19 protein-coding genes are annotated in these 18,647 nt (G+C 67.1%); 13 read left to right on the plus strand and 6 right to left on the minus strand.

The genetic code is table 11. The features are described 5' to 3' along the window. Positions 1 to 12: 12 nt before the first annotated feature. The gene (locus BMW75_RS00800; protein WP_092576244.1) at positions 13 to 600 is read left to right on the plus strand and encodes an IMPACT family protein; all 588 of its coding nucleotides are present in this window, start codon (positions 13 to 15) and stop codon (positions 598 to 600) included. Positions 601 to 683: 83 nt separating this feature from the next. Here the strand turns inward: BMW75_RS00800 and BMW75_RS00805 are convergent, their stop codons facing one another. Both BMW75_RS00805 and BMW75_RS00810 read right to left on the minus strand, forming a co-directional pair. Continuing rightward, positions 684 to 1,058, minus strand: a complete 375-nt coding sequence (locus BMW75_RS00805; RefSeq protein ID WP_076521074.1) for a thioredoxin family protein — start codon at positions 1,056 to 1,058, stop codon at positions 684 to 686. A gap of 168 nt (positions 1,059 to 1,226) precedes the next feature. Beyond that, the gene (locus BMW75_RS00810; protein WP_092575541.1) at positions 1,227 to 2,249 is read right to left on the minus strand and encodes an LLM class flavin-dependent oxidoreductase; all 1,023 of its coding nucleotides are present in this window, start codon (positions 2,247 to 2,249) and stop codon (positions 1,227 to 1,229) included. Between the two features lie 242 nt (positions 2,250 to 2,491). Between BMW75_RS00810 and BMW75_RS00815 the strand changes: the two genes are divergently transcribed. Then, entirely contained in the window at positions 2,492 to 2,848 is a 357-nt protein-coding gene (locus tag BMW75_RS00815; RefSeq protein WP_092575544.1) for a VOC family protein, read from the plus strand. A 57-nt stretch (positions 2,849 to 2,905) separates the two neighbouring features. On the opposite strand, the gene BMW75_RS00820 is transcribed toward BMW75_RS00815, so the two are convergent. Then, positions 2,906 to 4,198, minus strand: a complete 1,293-nt coding sequence (locus BMW75_RS00820) for an NCS2 family permease (protein WP_092575547.1) — start codon at positions 4,196 to 4,198, stop codon at positions 2,906 to 2,908. Between the two features lie 110 nt (positions 4,199 to 4,308). On the opposite strand from BMW75_RS00820, the gene tsaD reads away from it, so the two are divergent. Next, positions 4,309 to 5,340 (plus strand): tRNA (adenosine(37)-N6)-threonylcarbamoyltransferase complex transferase subunit TsaD, encoded by a 1,032-nt coding sequence (gene tsaD / locus BMW75_RS00825; protein WP_092575551.1) that lies wholly within the window; start codon positions 4,309 to 4,311, stop codon positions 5,338 to 5,340. A 51-nt stretch (positions 5,341 to 5,391) separates the two neighbouring features. Here tsaD and plsY read toward each other — a convergent pair whose 3' ends face one another. Next, positions 5,392 to 6,030, minus strand: a complete 639-nt coding sequence (plsY, locus tag BMW75_RS00830) for a glycerol-3-phosphate 1-O-acyltransferase PlsY (RefSeq protein ID WP_092575555.1) — start codon at positions 6,028 to 6,030, stop codon at positions 5,392 to 5,394. Between the two features lie 179 nt (positions 6,031 to 6,209). Here plsY and surE point away from each other — a divergent pair, with 179 nt between their 5' ends. The 7 genes from surE to rlmD all read left to right on the plus strand — a co-directional run bounded on the left by surE (position 6,210) and on the right by rlmD (position 13,018). Next, on the plus strand, positions 6,210 to 6,968 hold the full coding sequence (gene surE, locus BMW75_RS00835; protein WP_076521069.1) for a 5'/3'-nucleotidase SurE: 759 nt from the start codon (positions 6,210 to 6,212) through the stop codon (positions 6,966 to 6,968). Beyond that, the gene (locus BMW75_RS00840) at positions 6,953 to 7,777 is read left to right on the plus strand and encodes a protein-L-isoaspartate(D-aspartate) O-methyltransferase (protein WP_175493059.1); all 825 of its coding nucleotides are present in this window, start codon (positions 6,953 to 6,955) and stop codon (positions 7,775 to 7,777) included. Before surE ends, BMW75_RS00840 begins: the two co-directional genes overlap by 16 nt. Before the next feature lie 16 nt (positions 7,778 to 7,793). Continuing rightward, positions 7,794 to 8,651, plus strand: coding sequence for a peptidoglycan DD-metalloendopeptidase family protein (locus BMW75_RS00845; RefSeq protein WP_092575558.1), 858 nt, complete (start codon positions 7,794 to 7,796; stop codon positions 8,649 to 8,651). Next, positions 8,648 to 9,427, plus strand: coding sequence for a 3'-5' exonuclease (locus BMW75_RS00850; RefSeq protein WP_092575561.1), 780 nt, complete (start codon positions 8,648 to 8,650; stop codon positions 9,425 to 9,427). Before BMW75_RS00845 ends, BMW75_RS00850 begins: the two co-directional genes overlap by 4 nt. A 190-nt stretch (positions 9,428 to 9,617) precedes the next feature. Continuing rightward, a complete protein-coding gene (locus BMW75_RS00855) occupies positions 9,618 to 10,241 on the plus strand; it encodes a hypothetical protein (protein ID WP_092575564.1) in 624 nt (207 codons plus the stop codon). Positions 10,242 to 10,596: 355 nt separating this feature from the next. Beyond that, entirely contained in the window at positions 10,597 to 11,349 is a 753-nt protein-coding gene (locus BMW75_RS00860; protein ID WP_092575567.1) for a TorF family putative porin, read from the plus strand. Between the two features lie 175 nt (positions 11,350 to 11,524). Beyond that, complete coding sequence (gene rlmD / locus BMW75_RS00865; RefSeq protein WP_092575572.1) at positions 11,525 to 13,018, plus strand: 23S rRNA (uracil(1939)-C(5))-methyltransferase RlmD; 1,494 nt, start codon at positions 11,525 to 11,527, stop codon at positions 13,016 to 13,018. A 109-nt stretch (positions 13,019 to 13,127) separates the two neighbouring features. Here the strand turns inward: rlmD and cueR are convergent, their stop codons facing one another. Both cueR and BMW75_RS00875 read right to left on the minus strand, forming a co-directional pair. Further along, complete coding sequence (gene cueR / locus BMW75_RS00870) at positions 13,128 to 13,520, minus strand: Cu(I)-responsive transcriptional regulator (protein ID WP_092575575.1); 393 nt, start codon at positions 13,518 to 13,520, stop codon at positions 13,128 to 13,130. Continuing rightward, the gene (locus BMW75_RS00875; protein WP_092575578.1) at positions 13,517 to 15,799 is read right to left on the minus strand and encodes a heavy metal translocating P-type ATPase; all 2,283 of its coding nucleotides are present in this window, start codon (positions 15,797 to 15,799) and stop codon (positions 13,517 to 13,519) included. The genes cueR and BMW75_RS00875 overlap by 4 nt, the downstream gene beginning before the upstream one ends. A gap of 153 nt (positions 15,800 to 15,952) precedes the next feature. Here BMW75_RS00875 and BMW75_RS00880 point away from each other — a divergent pair, with 153 nt between their 5' ends. The 3 genes from BMW75_RS00880 to BMW75_RS00890 all read left to right on the plus strand — a co-directional run bounded on the left by BMW75_RS00880 (position 15,953) and on the right by BMW75_RS00890 (position 18,627). Further along, positions 15,953 to 16,153, plus strand: a complete 201-nt coding sequence (locus tag BMW75_RS00880) for a heavy-metal-associated domain-containing protein (protein WP_076521060.1) — start codon at positions 15,953 to 15,955, stop codon at positions 16,151 to 16,153. A gap of 181 nt (positions 16,154 to 16,334) precedes the next feature. Further along, the gene (locus tag BMW75_RS00885) at positions 16,335 to 17,063 is read left to right on the plus strand and encodes a glutathione peroxidase (RefSeq protein ID WP_076521059.1); all 729 of its coding nucleotides are present in this window, start codon (positions 16,335 to 16,337) and stop codon (positions 17,061 to 17,063) included. Between the two features lie 133 nt (positions 17,064 to 17,196). Next, a complete protein-coding gene (locus BMW75_RS00890) occupies positions 17,197 to 18,627 on the plus strand; it encodes a dihydrolipoyl dehydrogenase (RefSeq protein WP_092575582.1) in 1,431 nt (476 codons plus the stop codon). The last annotated feature ends 20 nt before the right edge of the window (positions 18,628 to 18,647 follow it).

The following is an 18,647-nucleotide window of genomic DNA, read 5'->3' on the forward strand; positions in this document are numbered from 1 at the left end:
ACAATGCCGGGCATGACGTACACGTTGACCGCGCCCTGCACGTACCAGGAAGACATCAAGAAGAGCCGCTTCGTCGCGTACGCGGCGCCCGTGGCGGCGATCGAAGACGCCATGCGTTTCTTTGCCGAACACAGCGACCCGGAGGCCACGCACAACTGCTGGGCCTACCGCATCGGCCAGGAATACCGCTTCAACGACGATGGCGAGCCCGGCGGCACGGCGGGCAGGCCGATCCTGCAGGCCATCGAAGGCCAGGACATGGATCGCGTGGCGGTGCTCGTGGTGCGTTGGTACGGGGGAATCAAGCTGGGTGCGGGCGGACTGGTGCGCGCCTACGGCGGCTGCGCGGCCAATTGCCTGCGGCTGGCCGAAAGGACCGAGATCGTCGACCTGGCAACCGTACGCTGCGCGTGCGGATTCGCGGAAATGGCGCTGCTGAAATCCCGCCTGTCGCAGGCGGGCGCGGCGATCCGGCAGGAAGACTACGACGCTGATGGCGTGACGCTGCTATTTGCGGTGCCGCGCGCCGCCGTGCCCGAACTGGAGGTCACCGTGGCGAACATCACGCGCGGCCGTTCGGCGTGGGAGGTCATTTCCTAGCCCGACGCAGGGCGCATGGGACGCAAAGGGAGTCGTCCAGCGCCAGTGCAAAAAGAAGGGGCCCAACCGGGCCCCTTGCTCATTCACGCGTCCTGGCCGTCCTGGGCCGCCGCGATTTCCTTGTGGACCTGCTCCATGTCCACTTCCTTGATCTTGGCCAGCAGCTCATTGAGCTGGCCGCCGGACAATGCGCCCGGTTGCGAGAACAGCAGGACTTTTTCGCGGAATACCATCAACGTGGGGATCGAGCGGATGCCCAGCGCGCCGGCCAGTTCCTGCTCCACATCGGTATTCACCTTGGCGAACGTGACGTCCGGATGTTCGGTGGCCGCCTGCTCGAAGACCGGCGCGAAGCCGCGGCACGGGCCGCACCAGGGCGCCCAGAAGTCGACGATCAGGGTGCCGTCGGGCGTGATGGCTTCCTGGAAGCTGTCTTTGGTGAGTTCAACAATACTCATATGAAATCCTTGCCGCGCGGGCGGCGAAAAGCAGTGGCGAAGACCCCCGGATTACGCCCCGGCGTGCGGCGGCGACGCATGGTTGCCAAAGGCCCGATGACCAATAGTAGAGCCGGTCACGGCTGCGTCGCAATGGTTGGCGCTGTGCGCAAGCGCAGTCGGCGGCCCTCAGGCCGCGGTTTTGGTGGAGACGCCGGCGCCGTTCTTCAACGAGGCGACGATTTCGAAAGAGCGCAGGCGGTCCGCGATGTCATAGAAGTCGGACACGATCATGACCTCGTCGGCCTGGGTTTCCGCGACCAGGGCTTCGAGTTCGCGCTTGACGGTATCCGGCCCGCCCACGATGGAGGCGCCCAGTCTCTGATTGACCGCTTCGCGCTCCCATTCGTTCCACAAGCCGTCCATGCTTTGGACGGGCGGCTGCAATTGCAGACGGTGGCCGCGCACCAGCGACAGGAACTTCAATTGCTGCGTGGTGGACTGGAAACGGGCGGCCTCGTCCGTTTCCGCGGCGATCACCGGCACGCCGATCATCGAATACGGGCGCGACAGGGTCTCCGAGGGTTTGAACAGGTGGCGATACAGGCGCATCGCGGCCATGCCCTCGGGAGAAAAATGGCCCGCGAACGAAAAGGGCAGGCCCAGTTCGGCCGCCATGCGCGCGCTGAAATCGCTGGAACCCAGCAGCCAGATCGGAATGTCCAGGCCTTCGCCGGGAATGGCGCGCACCGGCTGGCCGGGTCGCGAAGGCGCCAGGAAGGCGCGCAGTTCCTCGACCAGCGCCGGAAACTCGAGGCCGCTGCGCGGACTGCGGCGCAGCGCTTGCTGCGTCGCGCCGTCACTGCCGGGCGCGCGGCCCAGGCCCAGGTCGATGCGCCCGGGGTACAGGGTCTCCAGCGTGCCGAATTGCTCGGCGATGATCAGCGGCGCGTGGTTGGGCAGCATGATGCCGCCCGAGCCGACGCGCAGGGTCTTGGTGTGGCCGGCCACGTGACCGATCAGCACGGCCGTCGCGCTGCTGGCCACGCCATTGATGTTGTGGTGTTCGGCCAGCCAGAAGCGGTTGTAGCCCAGCTGCTCGACATGCTGCGCCAGCGCGACCGTATTGCGGAAGGCGTCCGCGGCATCGCGCCCCTGCACAATCGGGGCCAGGTCCAGCACGGAAAAGGGGATGTTGGCCAGGGCGCTCATGCGTGCGCCTCCGCGGCGTGGGGACAGGCGTGCCGCGCGGGAATGAAACGGGAAGGGCGCAAAATGTACTCCATATGCTGATCTACTGATCTACATGAGGGAGTGTATCGGCGAATTCAACCGCACCCGTCAGCAACCATGCCCTTGGCCGGGTTGATTGAATTTTCCGATCCCTACAATAGCGAACGGGCAAACGCGGCCGTTCGGGCCGCTTTCAATCAGCCGCCATCAAGGAGACGCGCATGGGCGCCAGAGGCAAGGACAACCAGATCGACAACATCGAATTCAACGTTGCCGACATCGCGCGCAGCAAGCGCTTCTATGGCGAGGTCTTCGGGTGGACCTTCACGGATTACGGGCCCACCTATTGCGAATTCACGGATGGCCGCCTGACGGGCGGCTTCACGACGGGCGAAGCCGTGCGCCCGGGCGGTCCGCTGGTGATCCTGTACGGCGATGACCTGGCCGCAATCCAGCAGCGTATCAAGGCAGCCGGCGGGCGCATCAGCCGCGAGGCGTTCACGTTCCCGGGTGGCAGCCGCTTCCATTTCACGGATCCGGATGGCTACGAACTGGCGGTTTGGACCGCAGCCAAATGAAAAACCGCCGCAGGGCATGACCTGCGGCGGCTTGAAACGAACAGCGGATAAGGCCGCCTATTCCGGAAAGAATGCGTAGCGGATGACGAACAGCACCGCCACGAGCCACGTGGCCGGGTGCACGTCGCGCATCTTGCCGGTGGCGGTCTTGAGCACCACGTAGCTGATGAAGCCGAACGCGATGCCATTGGCGATCGAGTACGTGAACGGCATGACCAGCGCGGTCAACGCGGCCGGCGTGGCTTCGCAGACGTCGTTCCAGTCGATGTCGATGAGCTCGCGCATCATCAGCCCGGCGACGTAGAGCAGGGCGGGCGCGGTGGCATAGGCCGGGACGGCGCCCGCGAGCGGCGAAATGAACAGGGCGGCCAGGAACAGCAGGCCCACGACCAGCGCGGTCATGCCCGTGCGGCCGCCGGCCTGCACGCCGGATGCGCTTTCGACGTAGGCCGTGGTGCTGCTGGTGCCCAGCATGGAGCCCGCGACGATGGCGGTGCTGTCGGCAAAGAGCGCGCGGCCCAGGCGGTTGGGACGATCCTCGGGCACCAGCCCGGCGCGCTTGGCCACGCCCACCAGCGTGCCGGTGGCATCGAACACTTCGACCAGGACGAAAACCAGGATCACGTGCACGAAGCCCGTGTGTAGCGCGCCCATGATGTCCAGCTTGAACAGCGTGGGCGACAGGCTGGGCGGCGCCGAAAAGATGCCCTTGAATTCGTTGTAGCCCAGCACCATGGACAGCACCGTGACGACGATGATGCCGATCAGGATGGCGCCGCGCACCCGCAGCGCGTCCAGCGACGCGATCACGAAGAAGCCCAATATGGCGAAGAGCGGGCCATGCGAGGTCAGGTTGCCCAGCGTGACCTTGGTGACCGGATGCGCGACCACGATGCCGGCGCTGGATAGCGCGATAATGGCCAGGAACAGCCCGATGCCGGCCGCGATGGCGCTGCGCAGCGAATGCGGAATCCCCTTGACCAGCCAGACCCGGATGCCGGATATGGTCAGGAACAGGAAGATGATGCCCGAAATGAACACGGCGCCCAGCGCCTGCTCCCAGGTGTAGCCCATGGTCTTGACCACGGTGAAGGCGAAAAAGGCGTTCAGGCCCATGCCGGGCGCCATGCCGATCGGCCAGTTGGCGATGAACGCCATCACCAGCGAGCCCAGCGCGGCGGCCAGGCAGGTGGCGACGAACACCGCGTCGCGGTCCATCCCCGTCGAGGACAGGATGTCCGGATTGACGAAGATGATGTACGACATCGTCAGGAATGTCGTCAGGCCCGCGACAATTTCCGTTCTTGCGGTCGTGCCGTGCTCACGCAGCTTGAAAAGCTTCTCCAGCATTCGAGTCCCCAGGGTTTTTGCAGGATTTTAAGATTGTGTCGGGCGTGGCCGGACACCGCGCCCCGTTCATGAACAGGCGTATTTTCGCATCAGTTGTAAACTCTGCCGCCATGATTATTCTCGGCTTTGAAAGCTCCTGCGACGAAACCGGCGTCGCAGCCGTCTGCACGGAACGCGGCCTGCTCGCGCACGCGTTGCACACCCAGATCGCCATGCACCAGGAATACGGGGGCGTGGTGCCGGAACTCGCCTCGCGCGACCACATACGCCGCGTCGTGCCGCTGACTCGCCAGGTGCTGCAAGAGGCGGGCATCCAGATGTCCGACATCGGCGCGGTGGCCTACACGGCGGGGCCTGGCCTGGCCGGCGCGCTGCTCGTGGGCGCGAGCGTGGCGCAGTCGTTTGCCTGGTCCCGCGGCCTGCCGGCCATCGGCATCCATCACCTCGAAGGCCATCTGCTGTCCCCGATGCTGGCCGATCCGCGGCCTGAGTTTCCCTTCATCGCCTTGCTCGTCTCGGGCGGGCATACCCAGCTCATGCGCGTGGATGGCGTGGGCCGCTACGAACTGCTGGGCGAGACGCTGGACGACGCCGCGGGCGAAGCCTTCGACAAGTCCGCCAAGCTGATGGGCCTGGGCTATCCGGGCGGACCGGCGCTGTCCCGGCTGGCCGCTAGCGGCGACGCCTCGCGCTTCGATCTGCCGCGCCCCATGTTGCACAGTGGGGACCTGGATTTCAGCTTCAGCGGCCTGAAGACGGCCGTGCTGACGCGCGTCAAGGCGGCCGAACGCGATGGCGGCCTGGACGACCAGACCCGCGCCGACCTGGCCGCCGCCACGCAGGCGGCCATCGTGGAAGTGCTGGCGTCCAAGGCCATCCGCGCGTTGAAGCAGACCGGCTTGCGCCGGCTGGTCGTTGCGGGCGGGGTGGGGGCCAACCAGCTCCTGCGCGCCAGGCTCGACGCCGCGCTCAGGCCCCTGAAGGCGCGCGCGTACTTTCCGCCGCTGGAACTCTGCACGGACAACGGGGCGATGATTGCGTTTGCGGCCGCCGAACGGGTCAAGGCGGGATTGGCGACGCTGGACGCCAGCGCGCACAGCTTCACCGTGAAGCCGCGCTGGGACCTGGCCGATATCGCCTGAAACGACGCGGGCGGCCAGGGCCGCCCGCGAAACCCGGCATCAGGCCCGGATTTACTTCTTCTTGCTGCCGAGGCGGCTTTCGGTGCCCTGGATCAGGCGGGCGATGTTGGCGCGGTGGCGGTAGAAAAGCAGCACGCCGATGATCGCCAGCGCCACGCCCAGCGCGGGCTGCGCCTGCCAGGCCAGGCCCGATCCAAACACGTAATACACCGGCGCAAAGAACGCGGCCACCAGGGCAGCCAGCGAAGAGTAGCGGAAGAAAATGGCGATGATCAGCCACGTGGCGGCGGTGGCGACGGCAAGCCACGGCTGGATCGCCACCAGCACCCCCAGCGCGGTAGCCACGCCCTTGCCGCCCTTGAAGCCCAGGAACACGGGGTACAGGTGGCCGATGAAGACGGCCAGCGCCACGCAGGCCAGTGCGACGGGGCCGATGCCCGGCGCCAGCCGTTCGGCCAGCCAGATCGCGAACCATCCCTTGGCTGCGTCGCCCAGCAGCGTCAGCGCGGCGGCGGTCTTGTTGCCGGTGCGCAGGACATTGGTGGCGCCGGGGTTCTTGGAACCGTAGCTGCGGGGGTCCTGCAGGCCCATGACCTTGCTGACCACCACGGCAAACGGCACGGAGCCGATCAGGTAGGCCAGCACGACGAGCGCGACGGAAAACGCCAGGGAGGGTTCGGTTATCGCCATGGAAAGGGAGTCCGTTGTTGTAGTAATGGCTGCGGATTCTACCGCGCCCGGGCAGGCGCGGGGTTCGGGTTATCGAGCGGGCGCCGCGAATCCGGGACGCGTCGCCGGGCAGGCGCGACGGGTCGGCGGACGGTACAATCCGCAACGTCACCCGCGTTTTATTTTCTTTCGGATGCACAATGCGAATTCTGGTTTCGAACGACGATGGTTACTCGGCCCCCGGGCTTGAGGCGCTGGTAGCGGCGCTGGAAGGCCTGGGCGACCTGACCGTCGTCGCGCCCGAAACCAACCACAGCGGCGCCTCCAACTCGCTCACGCTGAACCGGCCGCTGTCGGTGCGGACCGCCTCCAACGGCTTCATCGCGGTCAACGGCACGCCGTCGGATTGCGTGCACGTCGCGCTCACCGGCCTGATGGACGCACGCCCCGACCTGGTCGTGTCGGGCATCAACAATGGCGCCAACATGGGCGACGACACCCTGTATTCGGGCACCGTCGCCGCCGCCAGCGAAGGCTATCTGTTCGGCATTCCCGCCATTGCCTTCTCGCTGGCCGAAAAGGGCTGGGAACATATCGACTCCGCCGCGCGCGCGGCGCGCAAGGTGGTCGAGCGCCATCTGGCCCAGCCGCTCGCGGCGCCGGTGCTGCTCAACGTCAACATCCCCAACCGCCGTTTCGAAGACATGCACGGGTTTGCGGTCACGCGCCTGGGCAAGCGGCATCCGTCGCAGCCGGTCGTGCGCACCACCACGCCCTACGGCGACACGGTCTACTGGATCGGACCGGTGGGCCTGGCCGCGGACGCCACGCCCGGCACGGACTTCCATGCGGTCGAGCAGGGCATCGTGTCGGTCACGCCGCTGCGCCTGGACCTGACCCAGCACAGCCAGCTTGACGAGATCCGCACCTGGGCGGAGCCGCTATGCGCAAACGGATAAGCCAGCCGGACCTCACGCCGGGCGCCGCCGGCCGCGCCAGCCCGGCGCGCCCCGACTCCGGACGCCTCGGACCGGGCTATACGCCGGCCAACAGCAACACCCGCATTTCCGCCGCCACCTTGCAGCGGCAATCGCAGGCGCCGCTGCCGCAGGCGGGCAGCAACCTGGGCCTGAACTCCGAACGCCTGCGCCAGGCCATGGTGCAGCGCTTGAGGACGCAGGGCATCACCGACGAGCGCGTCCTGAACGCCATGGCCGCGGTGCCGCGGCACCTGTTCGTGGACGAGGCCCTGGCCAGCCGCGCCTATGAAGATGCCGCGCTGCCCATCGGCCATTCGCAGACCATTTCACAGCCGTGGGTCGTGGCGCGTATGATCGCGGCTGCCTGCGAAGACCGCGCACCCACGCGGGTGCTCGAGGTCGGCGCGGGCTGCGGGTACCAGGCCGCGGTGCTTGCCCAGTTCGTGCGCGATGTCCACACCATCGAACGCATACGCGGACTGTACGAGCTTGCGCGCGAGCATTTGCGCGCCTTGCGGCTGACCACCCGGATCCGGCTGATCTATGGCGACGGCACCTTGGGGCTGCCCGGCGTGGCGCCGTTCGATGCTATTGTTGTGGCTGCCGCTGGTCTGGCCATCCCGCAAGCGCTGCTTACGCAGCTTGCGCCGGGCGGTCGCCTGATCGCTCCGGAAGGAGGCTCCAACCAGCGCCTGGTTCTTATCGAACGCACAGGCGCGGCCAGCTGGAAACGTACTGAACTAGAGGCCGTGCGCTTTGTGCCGCTACGGTCCGGAATACAATCTTGAGCGACAGGAGAAACGTATGCTCAACGGGCAGTTGCAACTGACCGATATGAATAGGGGCGCGTCTTTGACGCGCCTGCGCCGCCCGCTCTTCGCAGTGGGGGTCCTCAGCCTCGCCATCCTGGCCGGCTGCGCATCCAAAGGTACCCGTGCCCCGGTGGTCGACATGACCGGCGGGCAACCCGCGCCGACGGCCACGTCCGGCAGCTATGTGGTCAAGCCGGGCGACACGCTCTACAAGATCGCCCGAGCCAACAACGTCGACATCGAAAACATCAAGCGCTGGAACAACATCAGCGATCCCAACCAGATCTCGGTGGGGCAGGTGCTGCGCATGTCGGCAGGCGCAAGCGGCGGTGCGCAAACCGCGCCGGTCTCGGGCGCCAAGCCGCAGCCCCGTCCGCTGGACCAGCCCGAAACCCCCACGGCAAGCACGCCCGAGCCCGAGGCCACGCCCACGCCGGCGCCGACTCCCGTGGACACCAAGCCGGCCACGCGCGCCGCTGACGCGGGCGTCATCAACTGGGCCTGGCCGGCCAGCGGCCAGATCGTGCAGGGGTTCAACACCAGCAGCAAGGGCATCGACATTGCCGGCGCGCTGGGCGACCCGATCACCGCCGCGGCCGACGGCCTGGTCAAGTACAGCGGCAACGGCGTGCGCGGGCTGGGCAACCTCATCATCGTCGAGCACCAGAACGGCTTCATCACCGCCTATGCGCACAATCGCGCGCTGCTCGTGAAGACGGGCCAGACGGTCAAGCGCGGCGCCAAGATCGCCGAACTCGGCCAGAGCGACACCACGTCGCCGCGCCTGCATTTCGAGATCCGCCGACAGGGCACGCCCGTCGACCCGATGCAGTACCTGCCGCCCAAATGACGCCCACCCTGGTATTCGACCTCGAAACCATCCCCGATGCCGACGGGCTGCGCAAGCTCAATGGCTGGGGCGCCGACGTGCCCGACCAGGAAGTCGTCGAACGCGCGCTCACCGCGCGGCGTGAGGCCGTGGGCCACGACTTCCTGCCCCTGCACCTGCACAAGGTCGCGGTGGTGGGGTGCGTGTTCCGCGACGACCAGGGCTTTCGCGTCAAGACGCTGGGCCAGCCGGACGATCCCGAAGCGGCCTTGCTCGCGGGTTTCTTCAAGACCATCGAACGCTACACCCCGCGGCTCGTGAGCTGGAATGGCTCGGGCTTCGACCTGCCGGTGCTGCATTACCGCAGCCTGATCCAGGGCGTGCCCGCGCCGCGGTATTGGGACATGGGCGAGGAAGACCGCGACTTCAAGTTCAACAACTACATCTCGCGCTACCACACGCGCCACGTCGACCTCATGGACGTGCTGGCCAAGTACAACGGCCGCGCCAATGCGCCGCTCGATGAACTGGCCAAGCTCTGCGGCTTTCCGGGCAAGCTGGGCATGGACGGCAGCAAGGTCTGGGAGGCCTGGAGCAGCGGCCGCGCCGACGAGGTGCGGGCGTATTGCGAGACCGACGTGGTCAATACGTGGCTGGTGTATTGCCGCTTTCGCTTTCTGCGGGGCGAACTCGACCGCGCGGCCTACGAGGCCGAGGTCGCGCTGGTGCGCGATACCCTCGGCGCCAGCGACGCGCCGCACTGGAAGGAATACCTGGCGGCCTGGGACGCGGGTTAACCGCGGCGGCTGCCGCATCGGATGCGCTTGCGTCGCGACGCAAGCCGCAAGACGGACGGGGCCTGCAGGGCCCCGTTCTTGCGTCGGCAGGGTAAGCAATCGACTGAAACAAGACGGGCGCGCGCGAAACCTGGATGAAACCAGCGGGATCGCACAATGGCCTCGCTTTCTTCACTTTCAGGAGACACACATGTCCCGATTCGCTATCCGCTCCAATCTGGTTGCCCTTGCAATCGTCGCCGCGTCCAGCGGTTTCGCGGCCAGCACCGCGATGGCTGCGCCGCCGCCTCCCGCCGATGGCGGTCCGGCCGCCATGCACGAAGGTCACCGCGGCGGCGGTTTCCACAAGGGCATGCGCGACGGCCTCTACATCCCCGGCCTGGGCCCCGTGTCCAAGGCCCAGGTCGCCGAACTGAAGCTCGACGCCAAGCAGGAAGCCTTGTTCAAGACCGCCCAGGAAAGCCAGCGCAGCCTGCACGAAGCGATGCGCGCCGCCGGCGGCAAGCGCCACGATCTGCTGAAGGCCCAACTGGACAGCGGCAAGCTGGATCCCCGCGCGCTGATCGAACAATCCGAAAAGCGCCGCGACCAGTTCGGCGATCAGGCCAAGCAGGTGCGAGACCAATGGCTGGCCGTCTGGGACAGCCTGAACGAGACCCAGCGGGGCCAGGTCACCAAGATCGTCAAGGAACGCGAAGCCCGCATGGCCGAGCGTCACGCCAAGATGGAAGGTCGTCATGGCAAGGGCCGCGCCGGCATGCCGCCGCCTCCGCCCGCCGGCGACGTGCCCCCGCCGCCGCCCCAGGCCAACTAAGCCTGCCATCCCCGGCTTGACCCCACGGCCCGGCCCCTGCCACAGGGCGGGGGCAAGCCCCGCCGGCTGCTTCAAACCCCGGACGCCCCGCGCGTGCCGGGGTTTTGTTCGTGTAGGTGGACGCGTCGCTCCCCGTTATGACGCATGCGCCGCCAACGCGCCCCAAAGCGGGGCACCAAACTGGTGCGTCAGGCCCGCCGCCGCGCGCCGGCCATGCGTTTGTGTGCATGGCCAGACCTGGCATGGACATTGCTTCATGGAATTTGAGCCGGCAATACCCTTGCAGCAGGGCCGGTCAGCCGGATGCGCCATGCGCTGTCCGCTTTCTCGTAAATCCGATCAGGACTTCCGCACCATGAAGAAGACGTTGCTAGCCTTGCCCTTCGCGCTTGCCGTTTGCTTTGCAGGTCTGGCGCAGGCCGAACCCACCGATCTCGGAGGCGGCTTTTCACTCAGCGGTAACGCAACCATAGTCAGCGACTACCGGTTCCGGGGCTACTCCCAGACCGATTTTCGTCCCGCCGTGCAGTTGGGCTTCGACCTGAACCACAGTTCGGGCTTCTATCTGGGCAACTGGAACTCCAACGTCTCCAGCTTCGTCTTCACCGACGGCAACCTGGAAATGGACTTCTACGGCGGCTGGAAGGGCGACGTCGGCGGCGGCTTCACGCTGGATGCGGGCGTGCTGCATTACTACTATCCCGGCTCCAGTTCGCCCAAAGGCGGCAACTACAACAACACCGACCTGTACCTGGGCGCGTCCTACGGCAACTACAGCCTCAAGTACTCGTACACGCCCAGCGACTTCTTCAGCACGCCGGACAGCAAGGGCACGTGGTACCTGGACGGCACGGCCACCTTCGACCTGGGCGAAGGCTGGGGCCTGGTGGGTCATCTGGGCTACCAGAAGCTCAAGAACCAGACCAACATGGACGGGGATTCCATCGGCCACTATGTCGACTACAAGGTCGGCGTGACCAAGGACCTGAAGGGCTGGATCCTGGGGCTGGCGGCGGTCGGCGCCACCAAGGACAACTGGCTGCCCACCAAATACGGCCACCCGTCGGGCCGCATCGGCGCCGTCTTCTCGGTGGCGCGTTCATTCTGAAATCCGTGGCGGCGCCCTGAACAGCGCCGGCTTTTGGGGTTTGCGGGATTCCGCCCGGCCAGGGCGGCGTCCGGCAAGCCCCTTTTTTTACGTTCCGGCCCCATCGGATCCATTTCCGGGAATGCGCGAAGTCCTTTTACAATCACGGGTTGCGTGCAATTCTGGACTGCGTGAGATGTCTGACGTTTTGAGTATCGAATCCCTGGACCTGGAAGCCAGGGGGATCGCCCGCCGCGACGGGAAAGTCATTTTCGTGGAAGGAGCCTTGCCCGGCGAGCGGGTCACTGCGGTGACGCTGCGCCGTAAGCCTTCCTATGAAACCGCGCGCGTGGACGAGGTGCTGCGTCCCTCGTCGCAACGCGTCCGGCCGCGCTGCCCGCATTTCGGCGTCTGTGGGGGCTGTGCCATGCAGCACCTGGAGCCCACCACGCAGGTGGCCATCAAGCAGCGCGCGCTGGAAGACACGTTCTGGCATGTGGGCAAGCTGCGCCCGGCGCTGATCCTGGCGCCGCTGCAGGGCCCGACCTGGGGCTACCGCTACCGGGCGCGCCTGTCCGTTCGCGTGGTGCCCAAGAAGGGCGGGGTGCTGGTCGGGTTCCATGAACGCAAGAGCAGCTACGTGGCCGACATGCGCGAATGCCATGTGCTGCCGCGCCACGTCAGCGACCTGCTGATCCCGCTGCGCGAGATGATCTCGTCGATGTCCGCGCCGGACCGCATGCCGCAGATCGAAGTGGCGCTCGGCGAAGGCGTGACCGCGCTCGTGCTGCGCCATCTGCTGCCCCTGACCGACGGCGACATCGCCATCCTGCGCGCCTTCGCGGCCCGGCACGACGTGCAATGGTGGCTGCAGCCCAAGGGCCCGGACACGGTGCACGCCCTGGAGCGCGAGCACAACGACGCGCTGTCCTACACCATGCCGGAATTCGGCCTGCGGATGCCGTACCGGCCCACCGATTTCACGCAGGTGAACCACGCCATCAACCGCGCGATGGTGTCGCGCGCGCTCAAGCTGCTGGACGTCCAGCCCACCGACCGCGTGGCCGATCTGTTCTGCGGGCTGGGCAATTTCACCTTGCCCCTGGCGACCCAGGCCCGCGAAGCCGTGGGCGTCGAAGGCAGCAAGGCGCTGACCGACCGCGCCTTTGACGCGGCCTCGCGCCATGGCCTGGGCGACCGCACCCGCTTTGCCACCCTGAACCTCTTCGAGGTCGACGTGACCTGGCTGCGCAGCCTGGGCTACTTCGACCGCATGCTGATCGATCCGCCGCGCGAAGGCGCCCATGCGGTGTCGCAGGCCTTGTCGGAACTGTCGTACGAAGAGCGTCCCCGCCGCATCGTCTACGTGTCCTGTAATCCGGCCACCCTGGCGCGCGACGCGGCCATTCTCGTCCACGAAGGCGGCTACGTGCTCAAGGCCGCTGGCGTGATCAACATGTTCCCGCACACGGGGCATGTGGAATCGATCGCCGTGTTCGAATCGCTCGACGCGCAAGGCGTGATCGACGCGAAGGAACGGGCCCGCCAGCGCGCGGTGCAGGCAGCCGCCGACGCCTTGGCGGCGGAAGAGGCCCGCCTGGCTGCCGCCGCCGAAAAGGCGGCTGCCAAACAGGCCGCCACCGAAGCCTACGAGGCCCGGGTCGCCGCCGAGGCGCAGAGCGGACAGTAAACCTGGCCGCCCCGTCGGGATCGGTCCGCGGGGCAAAGCCGGAAAGGGCGGCGGGCGCCGCATTCCGGCCCACACACCGGTCCGCGCCGCGCTGGGCCTGGCGCCATTCTCAAGGGGCGCAGCCCAGGTTCTCCAGGATGGGGCAATCGGGCCGGTCGTCGCCATGGCAGTGCTGCGCCAGGTGCTTGAGCGTGGCGGCCATGTCGCGCAGCGCCTCGGCCTTGCGCTCCAATTCCCGGACATGTTCCAGCGCGATGCGCTTGACGTCCGCGCTGGCGCGGCTGCGATCCTTCCAGAGCGCCAGCAGCTCGTTCATCTGCTCCACGGAAAACCCCAGGTCGCGCGCGCGGCGCACAAAGCGCAGCGTATGCAGGTCCTGGTCGCTGTAGACGCGGTAACCCGAGTCCGTGCGCACGGCCGGCCCGATCAGTCCGATGCTTTCGTAATAGCGGATCATCTTGGCCGAAATGCCAGACTGCCTGGCGGCTTGTCCGATGTTCATGCCGGGCTCCCATGGGGTCGGAATGTCTTCAGGCGCAGCGCGTTGCCCAGCACGAAGACGCTGGACAGGGCCATGGCGCCTGCCGCAAAGATGGGCGAGAGCGACAGGCCGAACGCCGGATACAGCGCGCCCGCTGCCAGCGGAATCAGCGCCGCGTTGTAGGCGAACGCCCAGAACAGGTTCTGCCGGATGTTGGCCAGCGTGGCCCGGCTGAGCGCGATGGCGTTGGGCACCCCGTGCAGATCGTCGGACATCAGCACCACGGATGCCGCCTCGATCGCCACGTCCGTGCCGGTGCCGATGGCGATCCCCGTGTCGGCCGCTGCAAGCGCGGGCGCGTCATTGATGCCGTCGCCCACGAAAGCCACCTTGCGGCCGCCTTCGCGCAGCGTGGCGATGGCCTGCACCTTGCCGTCGGGCAACACCTCTGCGCGCACTTCGTCGATACCCAGCTGGCGCGCGACGGCCTGCGCGGTGTGCCGGTTGTCGCCCGTGATCATGGCCGTCTTCAGGCCTTGGGCATGGAGCGCGGCGATCGCGGACACGGCAGACGGCTTGACCGGGTCCGTCACGGCCATCATGGCGGCCGCGCGGCCGTCGACGGCCACATAGATCGGCGTCTTGCCATCGGCGCCCCAGTCGGCGGCACGCGCGCCGAACGCGCCGACGTCGACGCCGCGCTCGGCCATCAGGCGGGCGGCGCCGGCCAGCACCTGGCGGCCGTCAACCGTGGCTTGGACCCCGGCGCCGGTGATGGCGGCAAAGCCATCGGCCGCCAGCAATTCGATCTTGCGTTCGGCTGCCGCGGCCACGATGGCCTGCGCAATGGGATGCTCGGAGCGCGCTTGCACCGAGGCGACCCACTGCAGCACCTGCTGCGCGTCATGGCCGGGCGCGGGCTCCAGTTCAGTCATGGTCGGCTTGCCCAGCGTCAGCGTGCCGGTCTTGTCGAAGGCCACCACGTCCACGTCGCGCAGCGTCTGCAGCGCGTCGCCCTGGCGGAACAGCACGCCCATCTCGGCGGCCCGTCCGGTGCCCACCATGATGGACGTGGGCGTCGCCAGCCCCATGGCGCACGGGCAGGCAATGATCAGCACCGCCACCGCATGGACCAGCGCGTGAGACAGCGCGGGTTGGGGCCCCAGGAAGAACCACACCAGGAAGGTGAGCAGGGCGGCCGCCATCACGGCCGGCACGAACCAGGCGGTCACCTGGTCCACCATCGCCTGGATCGGCAGGCGGGCGCCCTGGGCCGCTTCCACCATACGGATGATCCGGGCCAGCATGGTGTCCGCCCCGGTGTGCGTGACGCGCAGCGTGAAGCTGCCCGAGGTGTTCAGCGTGCCGCCGGTGGCCTGCATCCCCGGCTGTTTTTCGACCGGGACGGGCTCGCCCGTCAGCATGGATTCGTCGACGTAGGAGCTGCCTTCGATGATGTCGCCGTCCAGGGGGATTTTCTCGCCGGGGCGCACCATGACGATGTCGCCGGTGCGCACGCGTTCGATCTCGACGTCCTGCGCCTGGCCATCGCGCACCACGCGCGCCGTGCGCGGTTGCAGGCCGATCAGCCGCTTGATGGCCGCGCCCGTCTTGCCCTTGGCACGCGCCTCCAGCATGCGGCCCAGCAGGATCAGCGTCACGATGACCGCGGCGGCCTCGAAATAGACATTGCGCGCGGCGTCCGGCAGCCAGCCCGGCGCGAACGTCGCCACCACCGAATACCCCCACGCCGCGCCGGCGCCCAGCGCCACCAGCGAATTCATTTCCGGCGCGCGGCGCCACAGCGCCTCAAAGCCCTTGGTGAAGAACTGCCGGCCCGGCCATGCCAGCACGACGGTGGTCAGCGCGAATTGCAGCAGCCAGCTGTTCTGCCTGCCGATGGTGTCCAGCACCCAGTGGTGCATGGCCGGGATCAGGTGCGATCCCATTTCCAGCGCGAAGACCGGTAGCGTCAGCAGCAGCGCGGCGATGAAGGCGCGCTGCAGCCGCTGCGCCTCGGCGTCGCGCGCCTGCGACTGCCGCTCGGCATGGTCGTCCTGGGCCGCGATGGGATGCGCCTCGTAGCCCATCTTGCCGACGGCGGCGACCAGCGCCTGCGGCTGGGCGGCGGACGGGTCGAAGGACACCAGGGCGCGTTCGGTCGCGAGGTTGACTTGCGCCCGCGCGACGCCCGGGACATTGGTCAAGGCCTTTTCCACGCGCTTGACGCAGGATGCGCAGGTCATCCCTTCGATGGCGAGTTCCAGTTCGGAAAAAGAGGAGGGAGGGGCAACGCTCATGGCAGTCTCTGTCTGAATGGGAACACCCAGTTTCATCCTTCCCATCGTGGGAAGGTCAAGCATCATTCTAGACTTGACCTTCCCACGATAGGAAGGTCTAAGCTGCCGGTGCGGTGGCTGAGCCAGTCCACCCTCAATCCTCTGGAGAAAAACATGAGCATCGCGTTCCAAGTCCCCGACATGACCTGCGGCCACTGCGTCAAGACCATCACCGGGGCCGTCAACCAGGCCGTTCCGGGCGCCGTCGTGGCCGTCGACCTGCCCACGCACCGGGTGACGGTGACGGGCACGGACCAGGCTGACAAGGTCGAAGCCGCCATCCGGGAGGCGGGCTACGAGCCGGCGCGGGTCTGACGCAGCATCCCCCTGGGGCGAGGCTGTGATAGTTTCGATCTTTAAGGCTGTGAATCTACGATTGCCTGAAACTATCGATCAATTGAATTAATTAAATTGGTTTAATTGATAGCTGGGATTTATGATTCTGTTCATGGCGGGTCGTCAATCCGCCACCCCAAGCCACCAAGGAGAAATTCGAATGCTGCAAAACCGCGAAGGCCAACGTGTTCCCAACGTAACGTTCCCCGTCCGCGAGGACAACACGTGGAAGAAGGTCACGACCGACGACCTGTTCAAGAACAAGACGGTCGTGGTCTTCTCGCTTCCCGGCGCCTTCACGCCGACCTGCTCGTCGACCCACCTGCCGCGCTACAACGAACTGGCCCCGGCGTTCTTTGCCGCCGGCGTGGACAGCATCGTGTGCGTCTCGGTCAACGACACCTTCGTCATGAACGAATGGGCCAAGGACCAGGAATCGGCCAACATCACCCTGCTGCCGGACGGCAACGGCGCCTTCACCGAAGGCATGGGCATGCTGGTCGACAAGAGCGACCTGGGCTTTGGCAAGCGTAGCTGGCGCTATTCGATGCTGGTCAAGGACGGCGTGGTCCAGAAGATGTTCATCGAACCCGAAAAGGAAGGCGACCCGTTCGAAGTGTCGGACGCCGACACCATGCTGGCCCATGTCGCGCCGTCGGCCAAGAAGCCCGACCAGGTCGTGGTGTTCTCCAAGCCGGGCTGCCCGTTCTGCGTCGAGGCCAAGGCGCTGCTGGACAGCAAGGGCTACGCCCCGATCGAGATCCCGCTGGAAAACAAGGTCCGCGGCCGCGTGATCGGCGCAGTGTCCGGCAAGGGCACGGCTCCCCAGGTGTTCATCAACGGCGCCCTCATCGGCGGCCTGGAAGACCTGAAGGCGCACTTCGCCTGATCGGCGGACGCATGACCGGGCAGGGGACGCGATCCCCGTCCGGCCAGCCCGGTGCCGCGCGACGTTGGTCGTCGCGCGGCACCGGCGCCGCCAGCCATCCTGAACATCACGCTACACCGGGGGATCTCCAACCATGAAAACTCTGCATACCGATATCGCTGTCATCGGCGCCGGCACCGCTGGCCTGGCCGCCTACCGCGCGGCCAAAGCGGCGGGCAAGCGCGCGCTGCTCATCGAAGGCGGGCCCTATGGCACTACCTGCGCCCGCGTGGGCTGCATGCCCTCGAAGCTGCTGATTGCGGCCGCCGAGGCGGCGCATGCCGCCGCGCACACGGAGGCATTCGGCGTGCACATCGGCGGCGAAGTCACGGTTGACGGCGCCCTGGTGATGGACCGCGTCAAGCGCGAACGCGACCGCTTCGTGGGGTTCGTGGTCGACGGCGTGGAAAGCATTCCCGCGCAGGACAAGCTGCGCGGCTACGCGAAGTTCGTGTCGGACACCGTGCTGCGCGTGGACGACCACACCGAAATCCATGCGTCGCGCGTGGTGATCGCCACGGGCTCGCGCCCGTCCGTTCCGCCGCCGTTGCGCGAGCTGGGCGACCGCCTCGTCGTCAATGATGACGTGTTCGAGTGGGACGATCTGCCGAACCGCGTCGCGGTCTTCGGGCCGGGCGTGATCGGGCTGGAATTGGGCCAGGCCCTGGCGCGCCTGGGCGTGGAAGTGCGCGTCTTCGGCATGAGCGGCAGCCTGGGCGGCATCAGCGACCCGCAGGTGCGCCAGACCGCGCGCAAGATCTTCCAGCGCGAGTTCTACCTGGATACGGACGCCCGCGTGCTGGAAACGACCCGCGTCGGCGACGAAGTGCAGGTGCGCTATGTGGCGCTGGACAACACCGAGCGCACGGAACGCTTTGACTACGCGCTGGTCGCCACGGGCCGCCGTCCGAACGTGGATGGCCTGGGTCTGGAAAACACGTCGCTCACGCTGAACGCCCAGGGCGTGCCGGTGTTCGACCGCCTGACCATGCAGGCCGGCGACGCGCCCATTTTCATTGCGGGCGACGCCAACGCCGACGCGCCGCTGCTGCACGAGGCGGCCGACGAAGGCCGGATCGCGGGCGAAAACGCGGCGCGTTTCCCCGAAGTGCGCCAGGGCTTGCGCCGCGCGCCGCTGGGCGTGGTGTTCTCGGATCCGCAGATCGCGCTGGTTGGGGCGGGGCACGCGAAACTCGTGCCCGGCACCTTCGTCACGGGCGCCGTTGACTTCAGCGACCAGGGACGCTCCCGCGTCATGCTGAAGAACCGCGGCATGCTGCATGTGTATGCGGATATCGAGACCGGCCGCTTCCTTGGCGCCGAAATGATCGGTCCGAGCGCCGAACACATCGGCCATCTGCTGGCGTGGGCCGTCCAGCAGGACCTCACGGTGGCGCGCATGCTGGAAATGCCGTTCTACCATCCCGTGATCGAGGAAGGCCTGCGCACCGCGCTGCGCGACGCGGCATCGAAGCTGGCGCAGGCGCAGGACGCGCTGCGCCAGGCCGACGTCGAAACGGTCTGAAGGCGGCGCAATGCGGCAGG

The sequence above is a fragment of the Achromobacter sp. NFACC18-2 genome, from assembly GCF_900108985.1.
GTDB lineage: Bacteria > Pseudomonadota > Gammaproteobacteria > Burkholderiales > Burkholderiaceae_B > Achromobacter.

Bases quoted from the DNA above. Each gene is read 5' to 3' on its own strand.
- rlmD (WP_092575572.1), top strand. From the start codon at position 11,525: ATGTCTGACGTTTTGAGTATCGAATCCCTGGACCTGGAAGCCAGGGGG.
- BMW75_RS00855 (WP_092575564.1), top strand. From the start codon at position 9,618: ATGTCCCGATTCGCTATCCGCTCCAATCTGGTTGCCCTTGCAATCGTC.
- BMW75_RS00840 (WP_175493059.1), top strand. From the start codon at position 6,953: ATGCGCAAACGGATAAGCCAGCCGGACCTCACGCCGGGCGCCGCCGGC.
- BMW75_RS00860 (WP_092575567.1), top strand. From the start codon at position 10,597: ATGAAGAAGACGTTGCTAGCCTTGCCCTTCGCGCTTGCCGTTTGCTTT.
- BMW75_RS00885 (WP_076521059.1), top strand. From the start codon at position 16,335: ATGCTGCAAAACCGCGAAGGCCAACGTGTTCCCAACGTAACGTTCCCC.
- BMW75_RS00805 (WP_076521074.1), bottom strand. From the start codon at position 1,058: ATGAGTATTGTTGAACTCACCAAAGACAGCTTCCAGGAAGCCATCACG.
- BMW75_RS00845 (WP_092575558.1), top strand. From the start codon at position 7,794: ATGCTCAACGGGCAGTTGCAACTGACCGATATGAATAGGGGCGCGTCT.
- BMW75_RS00880 (WP_076521060.1), top strand. From the start codon at position 15,953: ATGAGCATCGCGTTCCAAGTCCCCGACATGACCTGCGGCCACTGCGTC.
- cueR (WP_092575575.1), bottom strand. From the start codon at position 13,520: ATGAACATCGGACAAGCCGCCAGGCAGTCTGGCATTTCGGCCAAGATG.
- BMW75_RS00810 (WP_092575541.1), bottom strand. From the start codon at position 2,249: ATGAGCGCCCTGGCCAACATCCCCTTTTCCGTGCTGGACCTGGCCCCG.
- BMW75_RS00820 (WP_092575547.1), bottom strand. From the start codon at position 4,198: ATGCTGGAGAAGCTTTTCAAGCTGCGTGAGCACGGCACGACCGCAAGA.
- BMW75_RS00800 (WP_092576244.1), top strand. From the start codon at position 13: ATGACGTACACGTTGACCGCGCCCTGCACGTACCAGGAAGACATCAAG.
- tsaD (WP_092575551.1), top strand. From the start codon at position 4,309: ATGATTATTCTCGGCTTTGAAAGCTCCTGCGACGAAACCGGCGTCGCA.
- BMW75_RS00875 (WP_092575578.1), bottom strand. From the start codon at position 15,799: ATGAGCGTTGCCCCTCCCTCCTCTTTTTCCGAACTGGAACTCGCCATC.
- BMW75_RS00815 (WP_092575544.1), top strand. From the start codon at position 2,492: ATGGGCGCCAGAGGCAAGGACAACCAGATCGACAACATCGAATTCAAC.
- surE (WP_076521069.1), top strand. From the start codon at position 6,210: ATGCGAATTCTGGTTTCGAACGACGATGGTTACTCGGCCCCCGGGCTT.
- plsY (WP_092575555.1), bottom strand. From the start codon at position 6,030: ATGGCGATAACCGAACCCTCCCTGGCGTTTTCCGTCGCGCTCGTCGTG.
- BMW75_RS00890 (WP_092575582.1), top strand. From the start codon at position 17,197: ATGAAAACTCTGCATACCGATATCGCTGTCATCGGCGCCGGCACCGCT.
- BMW75_RS00850 (WP_092575561.1), top strand. From the start codon at position 8,648: ATGACGCCCACCCTGGTATTCGACCTCGAAACCATCCCCGATGCCGAC.